Annotated in this window: 23 protein-coding genes; 17 read left to right on the forward strand and 6 right to left on the reverse strand. The window is 44.5% G+C overall.

Annotated elements, in window-relative coordinates; all coding sequences use genetic code 11:
- The first annotated feature begins 67 nt into the window (after positions 1-67).
- On the forward strand, positions 68-1,369 hold the full coding sequence (locus NSQ55_RS05570) for an MFS transporter (protein ID WP_076186741.1): 1,302 nt from the start codon (positions 68-70) through the stop codon (positions 1,367-1,369).
- 647 nt (positions 1,370-2,016) lie between these two features.
- Positions 2,017-2,583, forward strand: coding sequence for a histidine phosphatase family protein (locus NSQ55_RS05575; protein ID WP_339171836.1), 567 nt, complete (start codon positions 2,017-2,019; stop codon positions 2,581-2,583).
- 950 nt (positions 2,584-3,533) lie between these two features.
- Here the strand turns inward: NSQ55_RS05575 and NSQ55_RS05580 are convergent.
- The 5 genes from NSQ55_RS05580 to NSQ55_RS05600 form a co-directional block, all read right to left on the reverse strand.
- On the reverse strand, positions 3,534-4,316 hold the full coding sequence (locus NSQ55_RS05580) for a TatD family hydrolase (protein WP_339171838.1): 783 nt from the start codon (positions 4,314-4,316) through the stop codon (positions 3,534-3,536).
- Positions 4,313-5,446: a copper amine oxidase N-terminal domain-containing protein gene (locus tag NSQ55_RS05585; protein WP_339171840.1), complete on the reverse strand. Its 1,134-nt coding sequence runs from the start codon at positions 5,444-5,446 to the stop codon at positions 4,313-4,315. The genes NSQ55_RS05580 and NSQ55_RS05585 overlap by 4 nt, the downstream gene beginning before the upstream one ends.
- A 103-nt stretch (positions 5,447-5,549) precedes the next feature.
- Positions 5,550-5,861 (reverse strand): hypothetical protein, encoded by a 312-nt coding sequence (locus tag NSQ55_RS05590; RefSeq protein ID WP_076129542.1) that lies wholly within the window; start codon positions 5,859-5,861, stop codon positions 5,550-5,552.
- A gap of 12 nt (positions 5,862-5,873) precedes the next feature.
- Entirely contained in the window at positions 5,874-6,521 is a 648-nt protein-coding gene (locus NSQ55_RS05595) for a hypothetical protein (RefSeq protein ID WP_076186733.1), read from the reverse strand.
- A 171-nt stretch (positions 6,522-6,692) separates the two neighbouring features.
- The gene (locus tag NSQ55_RS05600) at positions 6,693-7,112 is read right to left on the reverse strand and encodes a MarR family transcriptional regulator (protein WP_076129540.1); all 420 of its coding nucleotides are present in this window, start codon (positions 7,110-7,112) and stop codon (positions 6,693-6,695) included.
- 218 nt (positions 7,113-7,330) lie between these two features.
- Between NSQ55_RS05600 and NSQ55_RS05605 the strand changes: the two genes are divergently transcribed.
- The 14 genes from NSQ55_RS05605 (at position 7,331) to NSQ55_RS05670 (ending at position 21,299) form a co-directional block, all read left to right on the forward strand.
- Entirely contained in the window at positions 7,331-7,897 is a 567-nt protein-coding gene (locus NSQ55_RS05605) for a sigma-70 family RNA polymerase sigma factor (protein WP_076129539.1), read from the forward strand.
- On the forward strand, positions 7,894-8,856 hold the full coding sequence (locus NSQ55_RS05610; RefSeq protein WP_076186727.1) for a DUF4367 domain-containing protein: 963 nt from the start codon (positions 7,894-7,896) through the stop codon (positions 8,854-8,856). Before NSQ55_RS05605 ends, NSQ55_RS05610 begins: the two co-directional genes overlap by 4 nt.
- Positions 8,857-9,427: 571 nt before the next feature.
- Positions 9,428-10,015, forward strand: a complete 588-nt coding sequence (locus NSQ55_RS05615) for a sigma-70 family RNA polymerase sigma factor (protein WP_076305352.1) — start codon at positions 9,428-9,430, stop codon at positions 10,013-10,015.
- Positions 10,002-10,760 carry a DUF3600 domain-containing protein gene (locus tag NSQ55_RS05620; protein WP_076129536.1) on the forward strand — a complete coding sequence of 253 codons (759 nt, stop codon included), beginning with the start codon at positions 10,002-10,004 and terminating at the stop codon, positions 10,758-10,760. The genes NSQ55_RS05615 and NSQ55_RS05620 overlap by 14 nt, the downstream gene beginning before the upstream one ends.
- 255 nt (positions 10,761-11,015) lie before the next feature.
- Positions 11,016-12,401 carry a helix-turn-helix transcriptional regulator gene (locus NSQ55_RS05625; protein ID WP_076194858.1) on the forward strand — a complete coding sequence of 462 codons (1,386 nt, stop codon included), beginning with the start codon at positions 11,016-11,018 and terminating at the stop codon, positions 12,399-12,401.
- A 147-nt stretch (positions 12,402-12,548) separates the two neighbouring features.
- Positions 12,549-12,722 (forward strand): aspartyl-phosphate phosphatase Spo0E family protein, encoded by a 174-nt coding sequence (locus tag NSQ55_RS05630; protein ID WP_076129534.1) that lies wholly within the window; start codon positions 12,549-12,551, stop codon positions 12,720-12,722.
- A gap of 206 nt (positions 12,723-12,928) precedes the next feature.
- Positions 12,929-14,014, forward strand: a complete 1,086-nt coding sequence (locus NSQ55_RS05635) for an outer membrane lipoprotein carrier protein LolA (protein ID WP_076129533.1) — start codon at positions 12,929-12,931, stop codon at positions 14,012-14,014.
- A gap of 188 nt (positions 14,015-14,202) precedes the next feature.
- Complete coding sequence (gene alr, locus NSQ55_RS05640) at positions 14,203-15,384, forward strand: alanine racemase (protein ID WP_036686775.1); 1,182 nt, start codon at positions 14,203-14,205, stop codon at positions 15,382-15,384.
- Between the two features lie 215 nt (positions 15,385-15,599).
- Positions 15,600-15,881, forward strand: a complete 282-nt coding sequence (locus NSQ55_RS05645; protein WP_025698676.1) for a CopG family ribbon-helix-helix protein — start codon at positions 15,600-15,602, stop codon at positions 15,879-15,881.
- 3 nt (positions 15,882-15,884) lie between these two features.
- The gene (locus NSQ55_RS05650; RefSeq protein ID WP_036686777.1) at positions 15,885-16,235 is read left to right on the forward strand and encodes a type II toxin-antitoxin system PemK/MazF family toxin; all 351 of its coding nucleotides are present in this window, start codon (positions 15,885-15,887) and stop codon (positions 16,233-16,235) included.
- Between the two features lie 156 nt (positions 16,236-16,391).
- A complete protein-coding gene (locus NSQ55_RS05655; protein ID WP_081383506.1) occupies positions 16,392-17,000 on the forward strand; it encodes a TetR/AcrR family transcriptional regulator in 609 nt (202 codons plus the stop codon).
- A 172-nt stretch (positions 17,001-17,172) separates the two neighbouring features.
- Complete coding sequence (locus NSQ55_RS05660) at positions 17,173-18,372, forward strand: MFS transporter (protein WP_076100052.1); 1,200 nt, start codon at positions 17,173-17,175, stop codon at positions 18,370-18,372.
- Positions 18,373-18,544: 172 nt separating this feature from the next.
- Positions 18,545-20,773 carry a Tex family protein gene (locus NSQ55_RS05665; RefSeq protein ID WP_339171856.1) on the forward strand — a complete coding sequence of 743 codons (2,229 nt, stop codon included), beginning with the start codon at positions 18,545-18,547 and terminating at the stop codon, positions 20,771-20,773.
- A gap of 184 nt (positions 20,774-20,957) precedes the next feature.
- Entirely contained in the window at positions 20,958-21,299 is a 342-nt protein-coding gene (locus NSQ55_RS05670) for a hypothetical protein (protein ID WP_076186722.1), read from the forward strand.
- Between the two features lie 45 nt (positions 21,300-21,344).
- On the opposite strand, the gene NSQ55_RS05675 is transcribed toward NSQ55_RS05670, so the two are convergent.
- Positions 21,345-22,400 (reverse strand): GIY-YIG nuclease family protein, encoded by a 1,056-nt coding sequence (locus NSQ55_RS05675; protein WP_339171859.1) that lies wholly within the window; start codon positions 22,398-22,400, stop codon positions 21,345-21,347.
- A gap of 169 nt (positions 22,401-22,569) precedes the next feature.
- On the opposite strand from NSQ55_RS05675, the gene NSQ55_RS05680 reads away from it, so the two are divergent.
- Positions 22,570-23,364, forward strand: a complete 795-nt coding sequence (locus tag NSQ55_RS05680) for a hypothetical protein (protein ID WP_339171862.1) — start codon at positions 22,570-22,572, stop codon at positions 23,362-23,364.
- Positions 23,365-24,120: the final 756 nt, after the last annotated feature.

Raw genomic sequence — 24,120 nt, forward strand, 5'->3', positions numbered from 1 at the left:
CTGACAATTCTCCATTACATTAAGGTCATGCTAATAAGTTCTTAATTGTAATTTGGAGGAATGTTTAATGAATGCTTCAACACAAGCAGGCACGAGCCTGCTTAAGAACAAGGTGTATATGCGTGTGTACAGCGCATTTGCGACAGCGACCTTTGGGGATTGGTTTGACGCCTTGGCGATTCAGGTACTCGTAGGGTACCGCTGGCAGGCCAGCCCGCTAATGCTGGCTTTGATTCCGGTCTCCATAGCTTTGCCGGGAATTTTGCTGGGTTCGTTCGCAGGGGTAGTGGCTGACCGACTGAACAAGCTGAAGCTGATGCGGATGTGTGATCTGCTTACGGCACTGTTAACCGTATTCGTATTATTTGCACCCAGTATGGTGTGGTTGCTCCCATTACTGATGTTGCGTGCTGCCATTTCTACGTTAAACGTGCCTGCTCAGCAGTCGATGACCCGTAGTATGGTTAGAGAAGATCAGCTGCTCCAAGCCACCTCGCTTAATGGGCTTGTGAATCAAGGCTCGAAAATCGCGGGACCTTTACTGGGCGGCTTCGCATTGTCTGTTCTTACGCCACAGTGGTGTATATTAATCAATGCTTGCCTTAGAGGCTGTTCCTATTTGCTTCTACTTACAGTTAAGAAAAGTGATGTAGAACAAGTTCGCACAGAAGGTAAGGGCGATCAAGAGGAACGTGTCCCCCTCCGTACGATGTGGAAGGAAGGCTGGAGCTTTATGCTGCGCAGCAGACTGCTTCTAAACAGCATGCTGTTTGGTTTAGTTGGTGCGTTGGCCATTCAGATGATCGATTTCCAGTTCACTAGTCTATTCAGAATTATTGCACCTTCTGAGGAATCTATGCTGGGCTGGCTTGTTGCGGCAACAGGCGTGGGGGCTGTATTCATGATCATGGTCCTGAACAAATTGAACAGTGGAACAGGCTACGGCTGGAAGCTGGGTACGGGTTACGCGCTTATTGGGATATCGGTCGGAGGGCTGGGCCTGCTTCAGCCGGGAGTCTCCATCCTTACTGTATTGCTGCTAGGATTTTTATTGGGTCTCGGGAATGGAATGTTTATGATCACCTTCAATTATTGTCTGCAAAAAGAAACACCCCCGCACATGACAGGGCGTGTGTTCGGTATTCAGAGTACCATTCTTAGCGGTGTTATGATCGGCGCGCCACTCCTTGGCGGAGTGATGGTGCAGGTTGCTGGGCCTAGCCGTATCTTTTTGAATTTTGGCATCGTAATCGCTCTGATTGGTGTGCTGGGCATCGCATTCAGGCGCGTACTGTGGCCCGCGCAGAAAGAGAAGAGCGATAGCTCTGCGGAGCAATCTAGGACGGTTGAGGTGATGGAGGGGGGCTAGGAGGTAGCACGCTAGTCTAGCTAGCTGGACTAGAAAGCTTGAGTGGGAGAGAGAATCTAGCCGATCTTTAGCGAGACTAGGAAGTTTGAGTGGCAGAGTCAATCTAGCGTGACTCCCTAGCCGATCCCTGGCGGGACTAGAAAGCTTGAGTGGCAAATACAACCTAGCGTGACTCCCTAGCATTTAGTTGCAGAATGTGCAGTTAAATTCCCTTTCAGCGATCGAACTGGGATTTAGTTGTACTTTGTGCAGTTATTATTTGATTTTCTCCCTTTTAGTCTAGGAAAGATGATTTTTAGCTGCACAGAGTACACTTATTTGCTCAGGAGGCCTCTTTTACCGCTTAATAGTTGTATATAGTGCAATTAAGAGTCTCCTTAGTCATAGTCGCCTTAATATGTGACTTCTCAGTGAGCGATTTCTCAATAAGTGACTTCTCAATAAGTGACTTCTCAATAAGTATCTCCTTAATAAGTGACCTCTCAATAAGTTATTACTTTGTGATCTAAAGCAACTTCTGCACGAAACGTTATAAGTTACAATATTACCTAGCCCGATAGGACAGTTTCTCGTCCGTAAGGGCTTTTTTAGTGTGTAGAGGAGATGGGCTAGAACATTAGAATTTGTAGAGGTAAAGGAGGGAAAGGATGGCTACTTTTATTTATATGGTGAGGCACGGTGAGTCGCCCAAACTGCCCGGAGGAACTGAAAGGACTCGCGGACTAACCGCGAAAGGGGAGGCAGATGCCCGCAAGATAACGGAAAAATTACGTCTGGAAGGAATTCAAGTCTTCTATTCAAGTCCATACCTTCGGGCTATACATACGATTTCCGGATTGGCGCAGGAGTTAGGAGCAGAGATTCAAAGTGTTGAAGATCTGAGGGAAATCCATTTCTCGGACGGAAATAAGATTATGTCTGATCAGGAGCTGTATCCATTACTTGCAAAAATGTTTGAAGAGCCGGATTTTGTCCCAGTTGGTGGGGAATCCATTCATGCGTGTCAGATGCGTTCAGTTAGTGTACTGGCAGAAATTCTTAGTAATCACAGCGGTCAAAAGGTTGCTATTGGAACTCACGGTGCAGTCATGACGCTTATGATGAACTATTTTGATGCCAAATATGATCTGAATTTTTTACTTCAAACCACAAAGCCGGATATTTATAAAATGGAGTTCACAGGCGGAACGTTAGTGGGTGTGGAGCGGTTATGATTATTGGGGGCTGCCTACAGGCACCTCGAGCATCATCAACCTGAGACTTACGGACCCAGATGACATTATTCGCAGATTATTAGCCTTTGGAGCAAGGTTTCGGACTCCAGCGTCGTTATACCTTAAAAATAACACCTTATTGGGTATTTTTTATACCAATAGCGACTCTGGGGTCCGTTCTCATCCCAAAAGTGGGGAATTGCTGCATATAAGGTCAGCTGTGTCCGATAGCAGCTTCACACGCGTAAATACGTACGTGAAATACATACATGTAAATGGGTACGTGTAACTACGTATAGGTAAATAAGCGCGTAAACTACGTACACGTAAATACGTACAGATAAATAAGTACGCGTAAACTACGTACACGTAACTATGTATAGGTATAAGTACGTGTAAATACGTGCAGGTATAAGTACGTGTAAATACGTTTGTGGAAATACGTGCAGGTATAAGTACGTGTAAATACGTTTGTGTAAATGCGTACAGGTATAAGTACGTGTAAATACGTTTGTGGAAATACGTGCATGTATAAGTACACGTAACTACATACGCGTAACTACATACGCGTAACTACATACGCGTAACTACGTACACGTAAATACATACGCAAAAATATGTACGCGAAAATATTACCGAATCAAACGAAAATGGGTAAGGGGATCTGGATTAAGTAAGGTCGGCTTGTGACCAGTACTTCCACTATGAAAAATACGGATTCACAAGCTAAGTTGTGTTTATTCATAATGTTGGTCGGGCGTTAGGGCAGGCTCGCTAAGGAGCAGCTTTTCTATCTTCTATGAAGCTATAGAACTATCTACAAGCTATAGAACTATCTACAAGCTATAGACCTATCTATAAGCTATAGAACTATCTACAAGCTATAGAACTATCTACAAGCTATAGACCTATCTACAAAGCTATAGATCTATCTACAAGCTATAGAGCATCTACAAGCTATAAAATCGCTTAGTATTCGCAGTAAGTAACTCTTCCGCTTCGCCGGGGGTGTAACCATGGAGCGCTCCCCAAGCAGCGGCGACTTCCCGAATCATAGACGGATGGGTGATTTTCCCTGCAAAAGGTCCTTCGAACGGCCAAGGACCATCGGTTTCAGCCATGATTAGTTCTGGTGGATAACGGCGGGCAAGCGCCTGTATCTCCGGCTCATACAGGATATCCGGGGTGAAGGAGATATAGTAGCCGTTCTTCATCATGCGGGCAATGGCTTCTTCCGGACCTTTGAACCAGTGGAAGTGGGCATGCTGTATGTTATGTTTCTCAAGGAGATCACAAGCAATAAGCGCATCTTCATAGACAGCATGCAGCACCGCAGGTTTATTGAGACGGGAAGCTAACCCAAGCAACTGATCCAGCAGCTCAATATAGGGCTCCATATCAAAGATTTCGCCACGTTCTAAGGCTTCAGCACGCGAATAGTAAGGTAGCCCGATTTCCCCCACAGCAATATAATCCTCACTAGATTGACTCTCGATCCATTTCAGTAGAGCAGCCAGCTCAGCATCCTGCGGCAAGGGTTGCTCTGGATGAAAGCCATAAGCTGGACGGACCACGCCGGGATTTATGGCTGCAAGTCTTTGGGTGCGTATACAAGAGTCCAAGTTCATAGAGACAGCGATAAGGGCTTTAATTCCCATGTCAGGCAGTTCACTCAGTATTTGTTCGGCAACTTCAGGTTCATATTGCTCTAAATGTATATGGGCATCAATCATAACTGTTCACCCTCCACGTAAGAAGCTAATTCCTCATGAACCTCAAAGCGAATAGAGTCGGGTTCCATTCCATCTTTTCCCGGTTTGTAGGCAAAAGTTAGTGTGCCAATACTCTCCAGAAATCCAATATAAACATTTGTTTCCGCCTTCAGCTTGCCCTCTTCCACTATGTAGTGAGTAACAGCACCAATGCCGGCTTGTTCGCCTAGATTGCCATCCTCAGCACGATCTGGATATCGCAAAGTCACCATGGATGGAGTTGAACCTTTAACTTGAATTTGAATCAGGGCGTCCCCTTTTTCATTAGAAATTTTTGACGTAACCAATGCGGAGGCAGCTTTATCTGCAGAAGGGACAGTGACTTCTTCCCACTGGTTAGGCTTAATCACGTGAAGCTCTTGCATGGACATGCCCGTACCTGTTCCGAACCACAGAATGACAATGACTTCTTCCTGCCCATCCTGATCGACGTCGGCATAATGAATCTCAGGAGGGTAACTTAGGAGTCTGGGTGCTTCCCAATCAAATGTATGCTTGTTACCGTTCACCTCTACAACAAATCCCTCATAGGTACCGCCATCTTTAAGGGCAGCATACAGCTTCACTTGGTCATTTTCTGTAGCAATAGCAAGAGGTTCGCTGGGTGTTCTGACGGTAGTACTAACATCCCCTGATGTTATTAATACTTCAGTTCCAGCTGCATTCAGCTGCGCAGTGGCACCAGACAGAGAGTTTAAGGAATCGGCTGGAATATATAAAATACCGTTTCGTAAAATAGCTGGTCCTTCAAGTGAGGTTTGATAACCGTCAGCTTGCATATACTCATTGTCCGGCGTCAGAACATAACTGCTGCTTCCGTCAGAGATGGTTAAGGTCTTTAAGTTATTATCCCATTTTTGTTCTGAGGTGTAGTATTCCATTAATACTTTTGCAGGTACATAGACCTTATCATCTAGGAAAAAAGGGGAGAGGGTAGGAAGAACGGCTTCACCGTCGACGATTAGTTTCAGTGGTGCTGAAGTAGCTTGTGTTTGGTTAATAGCCATTGTTGTATCCATATCTATGGTTGCCGATGCTCCGCATCCGGCCAAAAAGAGCGTGATAGCTCCGATAGCGATGATTTTATTCATAATTACCTCCAGGATAAAGTCCAGTCCCCTTAAGTATAGAATAAAACAGCGCGTTGTAGGTCACTTTCTATTAACAAAGAGAATACAAGCTTGTTACAGTTCGCTAGTTTTTAATAAAATGCAGGCATCCACGCAATAAACGACGAGTGTAATAGAAAGAAATGAACAAAAGTAAGGAGAGGCAGAGACCGATTGGAAGGCTGAGAATGTTCGGTAAATCATAATCTGGAAAGGCATTTAGTCCTATTCCTTGGATGCCAACAATACCTAGTACACCACCGATAGGTGCAATGATTGCACAGACAACACTCCCCACGGCCCAGACACTAAGGATTGGTACACAGAATAAGATGATGGCTCCTTTGGCGATGTTTTTGAGCACAGTGGCTCCTGACAAATGAGTGCTTTTTTCCATGTAAACTCTCCTTTATGGGTTTAAAAATACAGTTCGGTCAACTTGCGACTTAAGATCCACCGTCAGACTTTTGCTATAGCGGATTTCCCCAATGGTACAACCCGGTCCGACGATGATTTCTTCACCGCACACAAGGTCAGCTGTCGTCCGGTATAACGCTATGTTAGTTCCTTCAATTGTTGTGCAGGTAAGTTTTCGAAAAGGGTGCATCAGCGCATTAATCAACTTGGAAGAGGGTTTAACGATAATGTTACCGTCAGCTCTCATAACCTCGACAGTGCTTCTATTGCCTAAACGGATCTCAATCGATGAATCTGCAGTTAGTCTGTTTATCTTCACAGCACCTTCAGCATAAAAAGTCCCCGCTGCAGCATTTTCTGCTACGGACATGTATCCAGAAGAGCGGAGATTATCTGCTTGGATATTTTGAACGCGCAGACTCCCTAGATTGTTTACCTGATTGGCCTTACAATTGCCCCCAATTGTACAGTCACCAGATACTTTGAGTTTAGAAGTCGAGACGCTCCCTTTGGTACTTAAGTGGCCAAACACATCAACCGTGACCGCATTAATATTCTCTCGAACAAACTGCGAACCTCTTACCTTCAATGGTGGATCGATCATGTCAGTACGTTCATAAGTATTGTTATTATTGGACATTTACAGTACCGTCCTTCGAAATATATTTTAATGATTAAAATATATATTCATTATAATATATAGTCAATATAATAATTTGGGAGTTAAAGCTAAAAAAACACTGCCGTCAGTTTCCTGACAGACAGTGTTTATAGAAAAGAGTATAGCTGATAAGGAGCAAAATGAAGGCTGTTAGTGCATCATTTGTTCCATCAATTTATTTATTTGTTCTAAAGTTCCGGAGATTTTATTCAGATCAGGGGTAGGAAATGCTTCAAATATTGTATGGATACGCTGATCACCTTGTTCTGTAAGGACAATATTGACAACTCTGCGGTCTTCTTTAGTCCGCACCCGTTCAATAAGTCCAGCTTCCTCAAGCTTATCGCACATGGAAGAAGCAGCTCCGGGTGTAACCACGAAGCGTTCAGAGATGTCAGTAATGTTCAAGCTTCCGGTAAGCCGGAGTTGAAACAGCAGCATGATCTGATTGTGAGTCAGGGTTTCCTTTTTAGTGATCATATCAATGAAAAACTGGGATTTCTGCTGCACATTTGCCATAGATTCCATGACCTTATGGATAGCATTTTGTTTCTCTTCCTTTGTGCTCATAACATTGCCTCGCTCCAATTTACTTTAGTTACTAAAATATATAGAAGCTATAATAAGCTTGTCAAGTTGACGGGTTACTGTAGCTTGGTTAGAAAGACTGAAATTAGCGCTGGAACTCTTCTTTTTTTATATCTTGTAATGAAATTGGAAATATATCGTATTAACTGATGAATTTACTTAGCTAAGTGAAAATGTGGTGGGAAAGGAGAGTTCGATTGATGCATGAGCGCGCATTGCTTCATCCTTTTGTAAAAGAGAATATACAGGAAAATGCTGACATAGATGTTTTGTTCACAACGATTTTTGAAACCTACTATAAAAGAATATTTAACTACATCGCTTACCGGGTTAGTTCTCTCCATACGGCTGAGGATCTGACAAGCCTCGTTTTTGAGAAAACGTTGGCGAAACTATCGACCTATTCTCAGGAAAAAGCTCCTTTAGAGGTATGGTTATTCGCCATTGCCAGAAACGTGGTCAATGATCATTACCGGAGTTTTAAAAGGAAAATTTTCTTTTCGCTGGATGCCGTCAAGGAACTGGTTTCTAGCAGGAAAGATCCGGAAAACTTGATCCTCCAGGGAGAACGTAGTGGAAGGCTTAACGAAGCCTTGAATACATTGAGCTCAAAGGAGCGGAATATTGTGGCTCTAAAATTTGGTGCTAATCTGAGAAATAGAGAGATTGCCCAGGTTACGGGAATTTCGGAGAGCAATATCGGTGTGATACTCTACCGGACTATGAAAAAGCTGAAGACTGAAATAGGGAGCGTGGAGCAGCTATGAACAGTAAAGACATACAGCAGAAGTTCTCAGCAGATTTAGATGAAAGTATATATGGAGCGGCAAATGATTTAAAGGGTGCTGGGGAGTACAAGGAGCTGCTGGAGCTAGGCAGGGTTCTGGCCCATAAAGATCTCAGCGAGGGCTCTGACAAAACAGCCATTCTGAATAAGGCACGGAGAAAGTATGCCGGCCAAAAGGAGGAGAAAGGATTGCATACAAAACATAGATTAAGACGTCCTGCTGTTATGCTGGCAACTTTGCTAGTGGTTAGCGTATTAAGTGTAACTTTTGTGCAGCCGTCATTTGCGCAGGAGCTGTTAATGAAAGTATTGCAAACGATAAACTTAGGCCATATTGTAGCCCATGAAGTAGAATTTTCTGCGGATTCCAACGTGATTCCGGATGACTTAAAGGGGAAGATTTTTGATAGCAAAGGAAATGCGCTTGTGACCCTCGACGCTGCTCAAAAGGCAGGTGATATCTACAATGCTGATGGGGAAAAAATCGTCGGAGTTGAAGACGGCAGACTGGTTACGCAATCTGAGAGGGATCAAGAGAAAGCGGAATTGCTGATCGAGAGGGATTCTAGCAAGCTAAACGAATATACGATTTTTGATGTGGGCTTACCGGCGTATTTACCAGAGGGTTATACCTTTGATCGTGCAGAGTTTTATAAGGATAGCAATGGTGATGTGATCAATAGCAAATATATTAATTTATATTTTGTTAATGAAGCTACCGATGAGATCATCTCGATGCAGCAGCGGCACGCTGATTCCGAAACGGCTTATGAGATGTCGACGGATGGCACCATCGAAAAAGTGAAGATTAACGGAGTTGATGCTGTATTGGTTAATGGAAAAGGGTTGGACTGGGAAGCCAATGGAGTGTTATACGGTGTAACATCAGCTAGCTTGGACAAGAATGATTTGATCAAAGTTGCTGAGTCTATCCGCTGACTGATTTTTTAGAAAGATAGGCGGTTACTATTCGAGTATATACGGGTAAGGGGATGATCCATATGGATCTCCCCTTTTTCGCTTTATTGAGGGCACATGCAAACAACGATTGGGAGAATATAGCTGTACTTCGTACAACTATATTTCTGCGAAACAACGCTTCGATGGATATAATTGTATTTCGTACACTTATTTTCACGATTTACACCACTATAGGAGATTTCTCTGCTTTTTAGTTGTATAGAATACACTTAAAATCAGAGTAAACCCTTTTGCATACGGAATAAGTGTACAGAATGCAGTTATCCCATAGATTTCGGCAGGGTCCGGCCAAAGCCGGCGTACAAAGCTGAAGACCAGCTTCCACCTGCGCATAATCTGCTCAAGCAAAGCTGAAGACCAGCTTCCGCCGACTTCATCTACTCCAATAAGCCGCTGCAGAGTAAAAACACCAGGCAGCGATTCTCCAATAACCGGAAAATCGCTGCCTGGTTGTTTTTTAAAATAAATCGAACGATTTATTCTCTATTTACCAATACATAGTGTAAGACCGAAGGAGGGATTGAGAGGGATGAAACATCCAAATGAATATTCTCAGCTCATTGCGCTTACGCTAGCCGGCAGCCGTGAAGCGTACAGTGAACTATATGAAGCAACGATTCGGGATGTGTATCAGACCGTTCATTTTCTCGTTCGCGAAACCTCCGATGTGGATGATGTTGTTCAGGAGATTTATATTCAGGTGCACCGGTCGCTTGAGCAATTTGACGTCAATCGTCCTTTTAGGCCTTGGCTTATGGGGCTGGTTATGCGGCAAATTCATGCCTATCGAAGAAAGAGATGGACGCATCTCCGAATGGTCAAAAAAGTAGAGCAGACTGATCTAAGGATGGAACCTGATTTCACTAGTGATGTTGTGGACAGGTTAGCTAACCACCGTCTACTAGCAAGTGTTGATCGTCTTCCATTTAAGCTGAAGCAGGTGATTATTCTGCACTATTTAAATGAATATTCACAGGAAGAAAGTGCCGCGATACTGGGTATCCCTCTGGGTACGGTGAAATCCCGTATTCATGCTGCACTGCATAAGCTTCGTCAGAAGCCAGAAAATCATACTCTTTTTAAGGGAAAGGTGGAGGACCTGCATGAATTTCAATGAAGAGTTACGGACAGTTCTGCAGGAAGAGGCGAGAAATCTAAGTGCCCCACCGGAACTGAAGGAGCAAATACTAAATCAGACCGAGACTAGGTTAGGGGGAAGACGAATGAAAAAATGGCTTGTAGCAAGCATTTTGGCGGCTGCATTATTAATTCCTACTGGAGCATATGCCGGATATAATTATTTGGCGGATACCCTGTATGGCTCACAAGCAACTGCTGCTACGATTGGAGTAACCCAGCAACAATATGACAGGCTTGAAGCCAAACTGCAGAGCGCGAAGCAAAGTTTTAACGAAGAGGAATTCACAAAATTGATGTCATTACTAGAGGAATTGGGAGCTTACAATCTGCAAATGGCCGATGCTGAAGGAGTCTTTCACCTGGAACAGTTAAGTGCGAAGGATCAAAAGGCATATAACGATTTACAGGTTGAGCTTAAACCTTATTTTGAGAAAATGAATGAAACGGAAATCCCTAAGGCAAAGTCGGCTGTCGTTGATCGTGATACTTTCTGGGATGGCTTGCTGGAAAAAGCAGAACAGAGGCTTACTAAAGAAGAGTTTGCGGAGATCGAACAATTAATAAATGAGTTGCAAAGCTATGATGCCAAGGTATTTGATGCAGATGGAAGTGTTCATATGGATCGGCTTTCGAAAGAGGAGATACAAAACCAAGAGAAGTTAATTGAAGCGCTCGGCCCTTATATAAATAAGCTGGACATGATGATTAAACCTAGTTCTTAGTTGAATTTAAATGCATGTATTGAATAACGATGGATAGAAGTAGCATTAGAAAAGCCACCAGAAAAGGTCTAATACACCTTGTGTTCTGGTGGTTTTTTACATTCGGCTAATTTGTATTTTATACATCACTAATTGAATAAATGTATAATCAATTGAGTCAAAAAAAGTATTTGACCACTGGAATAATTAGACATATTATTATTTAAATACTATTGATCTATATATGAATCATGATGGCGAAAGGTGGCTTTGATCATGAAGCAGATGACCATTCGTGCAGAACTGGCGGACTACCTCAAGAAGAATGGAATAACAATTAATCAATTCGCAGAGGTATCTAAAGTGAATTCAGGCACGATTAGCAACATTATGAATGGGAATCGTCCTATAGCCATGCAGCAATTAGATCGGATTACAAAAGGTATGGGATTAGAGGAAGGCTGCTTTTACGATATGTATGTGGAGGAGTGTTTTATACATTCCAATCCCAATTGGAGACGTCTTCGACCTTTTCTATATCGCTGTGCTGAACTAGATAAGCTGGAATGTATAAGCCGGGTGATTGGAATCATGATGGACAGCCTATCTTATACACACCCGTTGTTTGATACAGCAGAAGATTTCTTTGCACAAGGGAAATATGAAGCTGCAGCGTTGTTATACCGGAGTGTGGCGGAGAGTGAGAAGTATCAGCATTCAGAGCGGCTGGCTTTTTGCCAATACAGATTGTTTACGATTGCTCTAGGGGGCGATCAGGATGTGAATTTGCGGGCAGCGGTGCAGTTTGAGGGCTTTGTAAATCGGCTTGATGAAGTTGATCAGCTTGACGCACTGAAGGTTCTGGCGAATACATATAGCGCTTTGAGGCATTGGGATAAGGTAATGGTAATGACTAAGGAATTGGGCAAAAAAGCATCCATTCAATATAATTATAATAATGAGCGAGCCAGAAAAAACGGGGTACAAAAGGAACCTGCAATGCCCTTATTTTCATATATTTTATATTCTTATGTGTTACGTTCAGTAGTTTACAGAGAGCTTGGAGATTATGATAGAGCATTGCATTATATCAACCTTTACATGGACATGAGCTGGATTCGTGAGGATACGGAGGAAGCTTTGCAACTTATGAATCAATGTATGGGTTGGGCGCAGGCTAATATTTTTTTGCTGAAAATTTTAAAAGGTGATGCAGCAATGCTTCCGGAATATGTAACCTATATTGAAGATAGAAAAGAAGAATTTCTTCCAGGCCTGTTCAAAATCCTTCAGGCAGCCAATCACTATGATTTTAATGTGGATGATATTCTTCAGCGGTTTGAGCCAGAAATATCAGATTTTAGAGATCAGCAGAGAAATCTTAAATGTTATAATCGACAAATTATCGAAGACAGATACACTTTTTTTATGGCTGAAATAGCATTGTATTATATAAGAAGAGGAAAATATGAGCTTAGTATAAAATATATAATGGATAGTTTAGAGAATTCTGTAAGGATTAATAACGAATCATGTATAATTAAGTGTGTCGGAATGTTTGAGCAGCTTCGGCATATTGCATCTTTAGAAACGCAGAAAGAGTACCAGAATCTGCTTAGAATCAATGAAAAGAAAAATTGCTTTGTTATTGACAGTGCTTAGTAGTGATAGTTTCATAGAAGATATCAATCAAGAGAGTTCCCTGATTAAATCTGGAATCGCTTTTTTTGAATTCTAGTAATGCACTTCAATGTAAAATTAAGAATTTGACATATACCTCTAGAATATTTCATTAGGGAGGTAGTGTTAATGAATGATCAGGAAATTATCCAAAAGAGAATAGAGGGTGCTAGAAACAAACTTTATTTGATGGAGAGGCAACATGGAGGGCTTTCGCATCCAAATGTGATCAGACAGTCCATGAGATTAGATGAATTAATTAATCAGTACAATAAAGCAGTACATAGTGATAACGAGAATTGAAGAGAATGGTTAAAACACCCTACATAATGATATTGCAACTTCTGATGAAGTATAGAGCCAGCGCTGTGCGCGGGCTTTTTGGCTTGTTGGAGCCCATAAAATAAATCAATGCTGCACGCTTGTCATGCCCGTCTGCATATTGCGGCCAAGTCCCTCATAGACATGTACTAATCAATGCATTCAAAACAGGTTAAGGGGATGATGTCATGCGCCGGATAACATGGGTACTCGCGATCATTATGAGCGTGGCCCTGGTGATGACGGGGTGCGGGAAGAAGGATGCCGCTTCCGTAGTCAAGGATTTGAACAATGTGGCTGACAAGTTGGAAAGTAAGCAGGGAACGTACCAAGGTTCTGGCACAATGACCCTGTATACCGGGGAACAGCCGCAGGAGTATAAGGTAGAGGTATGGTACAAGAATCCTTCCTACTACCGGATCAGCTTGGCAAATGTTCAGAAGGATATTACGCAGATCGTACTTCGTAATGATGAGGGAGTATTCGTACTCACACCAAGTATGAATAAGAGCTTCCGCTTCCAAAGCGATTGGCCGGATGATCAAGGGCAGGTCTATCTGTATCAGACGTTGGTTCGTGGCATAGTTTCGGATAATAATCGCCAATTTGTGGAAGATGGGGATAACTATGTGTTCGAGGTAGCCGCGAATTATCAAAGCAATGCCCTTGTACGGCAAAAGATTTGGCTTGATAAAAAGACTTATGAACCTAAACAGGTTCAAGTCTCGGATTCTGAAGCGAAGGTAGTTGTAAACGTGAAGTTTGACACCTTCAAATTCGATACGGATTTCACCAAGGATTCTTTTGATATGGAAAAGAACATGGCCTCGGGTAAGTCCGCAGAGAGCACAGTAGCTGAGGTTGATGAGAATGGTAATCCAATTACAGCTCCTGAAGGCCAAGAACCGGCTGAGCAACCAGTGGCTGCAGAGCTTGGAGACTTTGGGATCATTGAACCTGATTATATTCCAGCTGGTGTAGAGTTTAAGGACTCGCATAAATTGGAGGGGAACAAAGACCATGCTGTTCTCATCCGATATGATGGGATTTATCAGTACACTATTATGGAATCCCGTCCACTGGACCGTGCGGTAGCACTGGCGCCTGGAACCCTGAAAGACCTTGGTTTTACATGGGGAGTTCTGAGTGGGGATGAGCAGCAGACATTGACTTGGATGTCTGAGGGAGTAGAGTACCGAATTACAAGTGCCAATCTTCCTGCTAATGAAATGATGCAAATTGCCGCTTCTATGGAGGCACAATCGGGTAAATAATAAAAAGTAGGCGGATACTGCGTTTTGTGGGATTCTTTCCTCTACAACGTAGTATCCGCTTTTCTTTATTTGCCGGGGCTCCAGCACACATTGACAGCCACCTTCTGTAGCATTACCATTGGTACTAAGACAATGATTAATGCAATGCAGCAATGACGTTTTACTACAACGTAAGAAGGTGACTTGAAGTGCAAGCAAGCTATCGACCGACAGTAGCCGAAATTAATCTGGATGATTTGCGTGCCAATTACGAAGCCTTTCGCCGCTACTTGCCGGCAGAGACAAAGTTTATGGGATGCGTCAAAGGAAATGCGTACGGCCATGGAGCAGTGGAAGTGACACGGGAGCTGGAAAGACTCGGAGCAGATTATGTTAGTGTGGCTTTTTTGGATGAAGCATTGGAGCTGCGTCAGGCGGGAATACTGATTCCTATACTGGTGCTTGGCTACACTTCCCCAGAAGGAATAGCCGTTGCCTGGGAGAACCATGTAACTGTAACACTGTTCACACCGGAGGTACTGGAGGCTATAAGACAGCTTCCTATAGATCCGGAACATCGGCTGAAGGTGCATATCAAGATTGATAGCGGGATGGGACGACTGGGTCTTTTACCAGCTGACGCACCTGCATTTATCTCTGAAGTGCAGTCTGTTGCGCAGGCGGAGCTGGAGGGTATGTTTACCCATTTTGCCAAGGCAGACGAACAAGACAAAAGCTATACACTGGAACAGCATCGACGGTTCATGAGCGTGGCGGAAACGCTGCGGGAGCAGAACATTCAGATCCCGATCATACATACGGGCAATAGCGCTACGGCCATTGATTCACCTTATTTATCCAGCAACATGGTGCGTGTAGGCATCAGCTTGTACGGATTTTATCCCTCCACAGAGGTGAACCGTCAACTGGTAGAACTACGTCCGGTATTGACGCTGAAGACGCAGGTTGTATATGTCAAAAGCCTGCCTGCCGATTGGGGCGTCAGTTACGGCACTAGGTACATCACAGAGAGCGAGGAGATTATTGCAACGCTACCTGTGGGGTACGCAGATGGATATTCCCGCATGCTAACTGGCAAAGCGGAGGTGCTAATACGTGGACGCCGCGTTCCTGTCGTCGGAACAATCTGCATGGATCAGTGTATGGTATCACTCAAATCTTTCGCTGCAGAAGCGGAACAAATTAAAGCAGGCGAAGAAGTTGTTCTCATCGGCCGTCAAGCTGACGTGATGATCACGGCAGACGAGTTGGCTCTCCAGCTTGGAACAATTCACTACGAGGTTATCTGCATGTTGGCTCATCGGGTGCCCCGCGTTTATATAAGTGAAGGCACACTTCCTAAATTAGTAAATGCTCTGCTCACAAACTGAAAGTTCTTGACAGTGATGTTATACAAGGGAGAAAATAGAAGGAATTGTATCGTATTAGGAGATGTGACTAAAAGCCTATACGAACCACCATTTCTAGTTTATAATGGGATGCAGCATACTTGATATACTGGCGGCATATATTCCTTGTATAAAATTCCTTGTATATTGTAACACTGGAACACAAGGGCAGAAGGTTTGTGGGGGTGGAAGAGAAGGTGGCTAATTTGCAGAACACCAAAAGAATCATGATCAGCTTGCCCGATCATCTCTTGCAGGAAGTGGACGGAATTGTTCAATTGGAGAATTCCAACCGGAGTGAATTGATTAGGCAGGCCATGAAGCTGTACTTGAGCGAACGGAGGAAACGTTCCATCCGGGAGTCCATGCAGCGCGGCTACATGGAAATGGCTAAGATCAACTTGACCATGGCATGCGAGGCTTTCCTCGCGGAGGAAGATGCAGACAGCACTCTTGGCCGCTTAGTAAGCGGGGTGTAGACATTGATCGTTAAACGTGGCGATGTTTTTTTTGCTGATCTTTCGCCGGTTGTAGGTTCTGAACAAGGCGGAGTAAGGCCAGTTCTGGTCATCCAGAACGATATTGGCAATCGCTTTAGCCCGACGGTAATTGTGGCTGCAATCACAGCCCAAATCCAGAAGGCTAAGTTACCTACACATGTGGAAATTGACGCAGCTGCTCATGGCTTTGACAGAGATTCTGTTATTTTGCTGGAACAGGTTAGGACGATTGACAAACAACGCTTAACTGACAAGATCACCCACCTTGATGATGAAACGATGAAAAAGGTGGATGAATCGCTGCAAATCAGCCTTGGTCTGATTGATTTTTAATCACCCTAGGTTATAGATAACTCATGAGATTGGCGCTCGGGTACGAATCCGGGCGTCTTTTAATATGCGTTTTTGCGTATAGTAAATAAAGAATCGTTAGGTCTTCACTTTTTGAAAATGATCTGATATTATTAGACCGTACGGTCGGTTTAGGAGGTGCTTAGAATCAAAGGACGCTCAGACGGAGAAGAAACTAAAAAAAGAATTGTGCGCAAGGCCACGCAGCTGTTTGTACAGAAGGGTTATGCTGCCGTAACTATGAATGAAGTTTGTGTAGCCTCGAATGTCAGTAAAGGCAGTCTGTATCACCATTTTCCGAGCAAGGATGAGCTTTTTCTATTTGTAGTGGAAGTGGATACGTTAGAATGGCTGCAAGCGTGGGATGATAAGAAACAGGAAATTGTAGGGATCGAAGAACGATTTTATGCGTTAGCCGAACACTACGCAAATGATTTTCAGAATCCATTGATTCATGCGCTCGAGGAATTCTCCAGAAGCAGATGCCACCCGGAAGAGATTAGCAAGCGGCTTTCACTTCTTTATGAAGCAGCCTCACATGCTTGTCGTGATCTTTTGAAGGAAGGTATTGAAACGGGATATTTGGTAAAAGGCGACTTAGAGAACTATGTAATCATCGTGAGTGGCATGCTTGAAGGGATTGGAAGAGTTTCTGAATTCTCGATTCATGAGAAGACCCAGGAGGATATAAAAAAATATTACCGGGAAGCAGTAAATTTATTATTACAAGGGATCCGTACGGGGTAAGATAACGAGGGGCATGAAAAGAAGCTTTACATTCAGGAACATGAAGGCTGAAGCTTCTCAAAGGCACCGGAATAGGAAGGGTTATTTTTTTACTATTATTTAGACCGGATGGTCGGTCTTAACATGCATAATATTCGAAGATTTGGCTTTAAACACACGGAGGGTTAATACAATGTCATTGTTACTTAGAAACAGAGGCGCTATGCTGCTTGTTATGCTTAATATTTTTCTGGCTTTTACTGGAATTGGGCTAGTAGTCCCAATAATGCCAACCTACATGAATGAGCTTGGGATCAGCGGAAGTACTGTCGGGCTCTTGGTCGCCTCCTTCTCGCTTGCCCAATTATTAATATCGCCATTTGCCGGCAGATTATCCGACAGAATCGGTAGAAAAAAGGTGATTGTAGCAGGTTTGATCGTGTTTGCGATATCGGAGCTGATTTTTGGTCTGGCCAATGTACCCTGGCTCTTGTTCGTTTCGAGATTGCTTGGTGGTGCAGGAGCTGCTCTAATTATGCCGGCAGTTATGGCTTATGTAGCGGACACGACTTCTTTTGAAGAGAGAGCTAAAGGAATGGGGCTAATTAATGCAGCCATTACCACCGGCTTTATTATTGGTCCTGGGATTGGCGGTTATCTTGCTGAGCTTGGAATGCGGGTACCCTTTTTCTGTGCGGCTGGTGCAGCTGGAGTTGCAGCTCTAATTACAGTTTTAATCTTGCCTGAGTCTCTGTCTGAAGAGAAACGTAAGGAAGCGACGTTATCAAAAAATAATCAGGAAAGCTTCTTGACGCAGCTGATGCGTTCTTATCGCGAACCGTATTTTTTCGGCTTAATTATTGTATTTGTCATGGCTTTTGGGCTGGCTAATTATGAAACGGTGTTCGGATTGTTCGTGGACCATAAATTTGGCTTTACGCCTAAGGATATCGCTTTTGTAATTACCTTTGGTTCTATTGCAGGTGCGGTGGTGCAGGTGTCCGCGTTTGGCTGGATCTTGAATAAATTCGGGGAGAACAAGGTGATCTCCACTTGTCTTATAGTCTCATCATTGTTTATTCTGCTGACCTTGTTTGTAAGCGGCTTTTGGGCGATTATTACGGTTACCTTTATTGTGTTCTTTGCAATGGATATTCTGCGTCCAGCAGTAGGCACACAGCTTTCCAAGATGGCCGGAGAATCGCAGCAAGGTTTCGTAGCGGGAATGAACTCAGCTTATACAAGTCTCGGAAATATTGCTGGGCCTATCGTCGCAGGGTATTTGTTTGATCTTAGTATTAACTTCCCATATGGGGCAGCCGCGCTCGTTCTGGCTTTGTGTTTTGTATTGTCACTGAGTTCCGGAAAACGGGGAATGGGACAGCGGGCGTAATCGCCGAATCCGGGCTCTGACCACTCTACCATGCCTCGCTTTATCGCACAGCGGTTCAGTACAAAGCGCGCTATTCGGGCTGGTCTTTTGTGCAGAGCCGAATCTGTGATACTATTTTAATTATGAGATCAAGATATGTATAAGCAGATTGTGTACGGGAAGAGGGATACTAATGGCGGTAGATAACAGCAATACGGAAGTCATTACGGATGAGGCAAACGTACAGCGGGAGCAGGAATTGATAACCGTAGCGATTGCCAAGGAATTGAACATTAGTCTGAAACAGGTACGCACTACGGTAGGACTGCTGGATGAGGGAAATACCATTCCGTTCATCGCCAGATATCGGAAGGAAATGACGGGTGAGCTGGACGAGAATGCGCTTCGTGATATTGAAGAACGGCTGGGTTATCTTCGCAATCTAGGCGAACGTAAAAAAGACGTTATACGCAATATTGAAGAGCAGGGTAAGCTGACCAAAGAGCTTCATGAGCAAATTATCAATGCGGTCAAGCTTCAGGAAGTAGAGGACTTGTATCGTCCCTTCAAGCAAAAGCGTAAGACGCGGGCTAGTGTTGCGAAGGAAAAAGGACTTGAGCCGCTTGCTAACTGGATCTTGGAGCAGCAAAGACAAGGGGATCCACAGACTGAAGCATCGAAATATATTGATGTGGAAAAGGGAGTAGAGAGCGCAGAACAAGCGCTGCAAGGCGCACTGGACATCATTGCCGAGAACATAGCAGATGATCCTGCGATCCGCTCTTGGGTTCGCCAGTATACAGCAAGTCAAGGTATTCTTGTGTCTGAAGCAAAGGATGCAGAACAAGAATCTGTATACGAAAATTACTATAGTTACCGTGAACCTGTACACAAAATGCCACCTCACCGCATCTTAGCAATTAACCGTGGTGAGCGTGAAAATATATTGAAGGTAGGCATTGAGGTCGTGACTGATAAAATTCATGCCTATATTGCACGGAAAATTATTAAAGGGCCATCCCCGGTGAAGGAACTGCTGGAAGCAGTGACTGAGGATGCCTACAAACGTTTGATTGCTCCTTCTGTAGAACGTGAAGTTCGTGGAGAGATGACCGAACGTGGGGAGAACCAGGCGATTTCGATCTTCTCTGGCAATCTACGTAGCCTGCTGCTGCAACCGCCAGTAAAGGGACGTTGTGTGCTGGGTGTTGACCCTGCATACCGTACTGGCTGTAAGCTGGCTGTTGTAGACGATACAGGTAAGCTGCTAGAGGTAGCTGTGACCTATCCGACGCCGCCGAACAACAAGAAGCTCGAAGCTGCTGCTAAGTTCAAAGAGTTGATTGCTAAGTACGGCATTCAGCTCATCGTAATCGGCAATGGTACAGGCTCGCGTGAAACGGAGCAGTTTACAGCAGAAGTGATTGCCGAGATTGGCAATCCAGAGCTGGCGTACCTGATCGTTAATGAAGCGGGAGCGAGTGTCTATTCGGCTTCCAAGCTGGCGCAGGAGGAATTCCCGGATCTGGATGTAGCGGAGCGCAGCGCGGCTTCTATCGCCCGTCGTGTGCAAGACCCGCTGGCGGAGCTGGTGAAAATCGATCCGAAAGCTATTGGTGTGGGACAGTACCAGCATGACGTCTCCCAAAAGCATCTGGAGGAGAGTCTTAAAGCCGTCGTGGAATCAGCGGTAAACCATGTTGGCGTGGATGTGAACACGGCATCTCCTGCCTTGCTCTCTTATGTAGCAGGGGTTAATGGAACAATTGCTAAGAATATCGTTAAATTCCGGGAAGAGAACGGCAAGTTCACGACTCGGAAGCAGCTGCAAAAGGTACCTCGTCTAGGTGCCAAGTCCTATGAGCAATGTATCGGCTTTCTCCGGATTCCGGGTGGAGACAACACCTTGGACCGCACGCCTATTCACCCCGAGTCCTATCCGGTGGTGGATCGTTTGTTCCGTGAGCTAAGCCTCGATGTGAATAAGCTTGGCAGCAAAGAAGTGGCCTCACAGCTTGAGGTGCAAAATGCCGAGGAGCTGGCTGTGAAGCTGGATGTCGGCGTGCCTACGCTGCGCGACATCCTGGAGAGCTTGCAGCGTCCGGGCCGCGATCCGCGCGAGGAGCTGCCGTTGCCGATCTTCCGCACCGATGTGCTGAAGATCGAGGACCTGGTTCCTGGCATGGAAATGCAGGGAACCGTCCGCAACGTTATCGATTTCGGCGCATTTGTCGATATCGGCATCAAAAACGATGGGCTGGTGCATATTTCCCAGCTCAGCGGCAGCTTTGTGAAGCACCCGATGGACGTTGTCTCCGTAGGAGACAATGTCACCGTCTGGGTGATGGGGGTTGACCTGAAGAAGGGCCGGGTCAGCTTGACGATGCGTCCGCCGCGTGTTGAGGCGGGAAGCGTAAAGTAGACAGATCGAAGTGATCCTCAAAGAACGACAACAAGAAGCCAGTCTCCATTATTGGGGACTGGCTTCTTGTTGATTATTTTCAGCTGGAACCCTTTTTGTCATTATAGGAGTGAAGGACGTGCACTCTTTGGGTAAGTTTAGAGTAACAGTTGAACTAATGGCTTATTACTAGGAGGAGATAGATGTGGGAAATCCATTGAAAGAATTAAAAAATAGTGTGAATGGCCTGAAGCAATCCCTTGACGGAGTTAAGCAATCAGTAGAGGGGTTGAAAGAACCTATAGATGAGATGAAGGGAAACATTCAGATCACGTTGGAGCAGGCGAAGGACAGATCTGAGGGATTCAAATCGGAGATCAATCGTATGAAGGAATGTGTGGAGGAAACTAAGCTGGTTGTTAATGAGGCGAAGGAAACGGTAATGGAGGCGGGTGAGGTGCTTTACACTCAAAAACGCTATAAAAGATTGTTGAAGAAGCAAAACCGAAAAATGCAGCCTGCAAAGGCAGGCCGCCGTTTACTATAATCAGCCGGAAGTCCAAACATTTACCGCAGTTACAACCCGTACCTTTTAATTATAGGAATGAGAGGGAAGCGCATTTAAAAAAATCTGCAACAGCTCATTTACCGAAGCCTCCATATTGGAACGTTGCTCAGCTGCAAGCCAATCCTCTTGAATGATGATATAGCTGCAGGAGCTGCTTTTTAAATAGCTGTATATTATTTGTGCTTCGTCAATTTCATGGCGGCCGATCGCTGCCGGGGTCTGATTGGGTTCACTGTGAAAAGTGGTCATAATCGCTGACTTTATTGCCGCTTGCAGGTGGGTGATATCCGGTTGATCATATTGTAGCTTGGTATGGGACAGGATACGGTTGCCCTTGAGCAGAATGAGTTTAAGCGTCTGTTCATTCATGACCTCAAGAACTGCAATATTCTGATTCTCTTGAGCGAATTCGATGACCTTCTCTTTGTGAATCAGGAAGCTGACAGCTCCAATATAATCCCTGTATTTGGCGGCGGTTTCGAAGTCATAGTGCTCCGCGGCCACTGCCATCCGCTGCTCCATTTCCTCGAGGATGCTGGAATCTGAGCCGTTTAGTAAGCCAATGACCCGATCAATAATTTTATTATATTGAACAGCGGCATCTCCGCCTGCACACATCCCTATGCATAGGCCAAGCGAATGGTTTAGGCATAGGGAATTTTTAAAGCTAGGGTTGCTGCAAAGGATTTTTGAGCTTTCTTTAATGCCTTGTACTGCCCGTTCAACCGTGCTTCTGCTTGTATAGGGACCCAAAACCTGAGTGCCTTCTTTGACCGCAGGATCATACGTAATCTCTAACGAACGTATTTTTTCATTCGCTCCTATTACGATATAGGTATAAGCCTGCGGATTTTTCATTTTTTTATTGTACATGGGTTTGATCTCTTTAATTAATTTGCATTCCAGCATAAAGGCTTCGAATTCGGTATCCGTAAGGATGATTTCCAGATCTTTAATATTTCTTACAAGCTGCTTAACCTTTGGGGAATGAGATTTTGAGTTTTGAAAATAAGATTGGACTCTCCGTTTTAACTGTTTTGCCTTGCCAACATATATAATATGACCGAGATTATCCTTCATGAGATAAACGCCGGGAGTTAGGGGAAGGCTTTTAAGTTTTTCTGTTAAATGAATGATAACCCCGCCCTCTCATAAGAGTTGTATGATTGATAGTTTTAGTATAAGCTTGCAACCTTCATTTGTTCAAATCAGTCTAAAGAGTGAAGGATCGAAGCTAAGGAGGGATCTTATGTACTTCGCAAAAAAAATCGGTGGGCTGGCGCTGATAGCAGCAATGTTATGGCTTACAGCATGTAGCGGAACGCCAGAAGCAGGGACGGAGCCGAAGCAGACGCCAGAGCAGACACAAGAGCAGACACCAGTGCAGACGCAAAAGCCGATACCCGAGCAGGCACCAGAGCAGACGGAAAAGCAGACGCCAGAGCAGACATCAACTGCACAGTCAGCGGCTACTACGGAATCACCACAGGAGACTGAGACATCAAGTACGGGGCAGCCGCAGGATCTAGAGGGATTGCCGCCATTAGTTGAGGAAGCAGCGACGACGGTTATAAGGTCAATTAAAAACAAGGATATGAAGCAATTAGCGGCATGGGTACATCGGGATAAAGGGCTACGTTTCTCTCCATATGCATACGTGGATACAAAAAATGATCTTGTATTCACCCGGGAGGAAGTAGAAGGATTAATGAATGACTCTACCAAAAGAGTCTGGCGAACATTTGCTGGCTCCGGTGATTTAATCGAGCTGACATTCGCAGATTACTACAAGCGGTTTGTTTATGATGCGGACTTCATTCAGAAGGCCGAAATTGCTGTGAACAAGGGGCTTGGGCAAGGGACGACGATCAATAACTTAAACGAAGTGTATCCTAAGGAGCAGTATGATTTCGTTGAATATCATATTGCTGGTATCGATCCTTCTGTCGAGGGTATGGATTGGCGCAGCCTGCGCCTAGTCTTCGAAAAGATCGGAGAAGACCATGCATTAGTCGGCATTATTCATGATCAATGGACGCCTTAGCTTACGGACTCAGATGACGCTATTATGGCCGCCTTAGCTTACGGACTCAGATGACGCTATTATGGCCGCCTTAGCTTACGGACCCAGATGATGCTATTATGGACGCCTTAGCTTACGGACTCAGATGGCGCTATTATGGACGCTGTTTGCCTGCTTCAACTTATTATTCACGTCCGTTGGTATACGCTGATCCTTACGGACCCAAATGACGCTATTCGCGTGTTTTTAGCGATTGGAGCACAGTTTCGGACTCCAGTGCAGCTATTCATTACAAAAAGGCACATTTATGGTGCTTATTGTGCCAATAGCGACGATGGAGTCCTTTAGTAGTCCAAATGTGCGATTATACTGCGAATAAGGTCATCTGGGTCCGATAGCTACTGCAACCCCATCCGCTGCAAATCCATCTGTTGCACACCTAGTTGCTGCACACCTAACTGCTGCACACCTAGTTACTGAACACCTAGTTACTGCATACCTAACTGCTACACACCCATCTGCTACGTTCGCATACCGCAAACATTGGAGCATCGCTGACTTGTATTTTGTTTTTGGCTACCTGCTTCAGCGGATTTTCATATCCATTGATATACGCTGAGTATTACGGACCCAGATGACGCTATTCGCGTGTTTTTAGCGATTAGGGCATAGTTTCGGACTCCAGTGCAGCTATTCATTAGAAAAAGGCATATCTATGGTGCTTTTTGTGCCAATAGCGACGGTGGAGTCCGATAGTATCGTGAAATTGGCATTTTT

Origin of the sequence: Paenibacillus sp. FSL H7-0943, from assembly GCF_037963265.1 — a bacterium.
GTDB lineage: Bacteria > Bacillota > Bacilli > Paenibacillales > Paenibacillaceae > Paenibacillus_AQ > Paenibacillus_AQ odorifer.

What these genes read in the sequence shown, in the direction of transcription:
- NSQ55_RS05570 (WP_076186741.1), top strand. Translation starts at nt 68, where the DNA reads ATGAATGCTTCAACACAAGCAGGCACGAGCCTGCTTAAGAACAAGGTG.
- NSQ55_RS05575 (WP_339171836.1), top strand. Translation starts at nt 2,017, where the DNA reads ATGGCTACTTTTATTTATATGGTGAGGCACGGTGAGTCGCCCAAACTG.
- NSQ55_RS05580 (WP_339171838.1), bottom strand. Translation starts at nt 4,316, where the DNA reads ATGATTGATGCCCATATACATTTAGAGCAATATGAACCTGAAGTTGCC.
- NSQ55_RS05585 (WP_339171840.1), bottom strand. Translation starts at nt 5,446, where the DNA reads ATGAATAAAATCATCGCTATCGGAGCTATCACGCTCTTTTTGGCCGGA.
- NSQ55_RS05590 (WP_076129542.1), bottom strand. Translation starts at nt 5,861, where the DNA reads ATGGAAAAAAGCACTCATTTGTCAGGAGCCACTGTGCTCAAAAACATC.
- NSQ55_RS05595 (WP_076186733.1), bottom strand. Translation starts at nt 6,521, where the DNA reads ATGTCCAATAATAACAATACTTATGAACGTACTGACATGATCGATCCA.
- NSQ55_RS05600 (WP_076129540.1), bottom strand. Translation starts at nt 7,112, where the DNA reads ATGAGCACAAAGGAAGAGAAACAAAATGCTATCCATAAGGTCATGGAA.
- NSQ55_RS05605 (WP_076129539.1), top strand. Translation starts at nt 7,331, where the DNA reads ATGCATGAGCGCGCATTGCTTCATCCTTTTGTAAAAGAGAATATACAG.
- NSQ55_RS05610 (WP_076186727.1), top strand. Translation starts at nt 7,894, where the DNA reads ATGAACAGTAAAGACATACAGCAGAAGTTCTCAGCAGATTTAGATGAA.
- NSQ55_RS05615 (WP_076305352.1), top strand. Translation starts at nt 9,428, where the DNA reads ATGAAACATCCAAATGAATATTCTCAGCTCATTGCGCTTACGCTAGCC.
- NSQ55_RS05620 (WP_076129536.1), top strand. Translation starts at nt 10,002, where the DNA reads ATGAATTTCAATGAAGAGTTACGGACAGTTCTGCAGGAAGAGGCGAGA.
- NSQ55_RS05625 (WP_076194858.1), top strand. Translation starts at nt 11,016, where the DNA reads ATGAAGCAGATGACCATTCGTGCAGAACTGGCGGACTACCTCAAGAAG.
- NSQ55_RS05630 (WP_076129534.1), top strand. Translation starts at nt 12,549, where the DNA reads ATGAATGATCAGGAAATTATCCAAAAGAGAATAGAGGGTGCTAGAAAC.
- NSQ55_RS05635 (WP_076129533.1), top strand. Translation starts at nt 12,929, where the DNA reads ATGCGCCGGATAACATGGGTACTCGCGATCATTATGAGCGTGGCCCTG.
- NSQ55_RS05660 (WP_076100052.1), top strand. Translation starts at nt 17,173, where the DNA reads ATGTCATTGTTACTTAGAAACAGAGGCGCTATGCTGCTTGTTATGCTT.
- NSQ55_RS05665 (WP_339171856.1), top strand. Translation starts at nt 18,545, where the DNA reads ATGGCGGTAGATAACAGCAATACGGAAGTCATTACGGATGAGGCAAAC.
- NSQ55_RS05675 (WP_339171859.1), bottom strand. Translation starts at nt 22,400, where the DNA reads ATGAAGGATAATCTCGGTCATATTATATATGTTGGCAAGGCAAAACAG.
- NSQ55_RS05680 (WP_339171862.1), top strand. Translation starts at nt 22,570, where the DNA reads ATGTACTTCGCAAAAAAAATCGGTGGGCTGGCGCTGATAGCAGCAATG.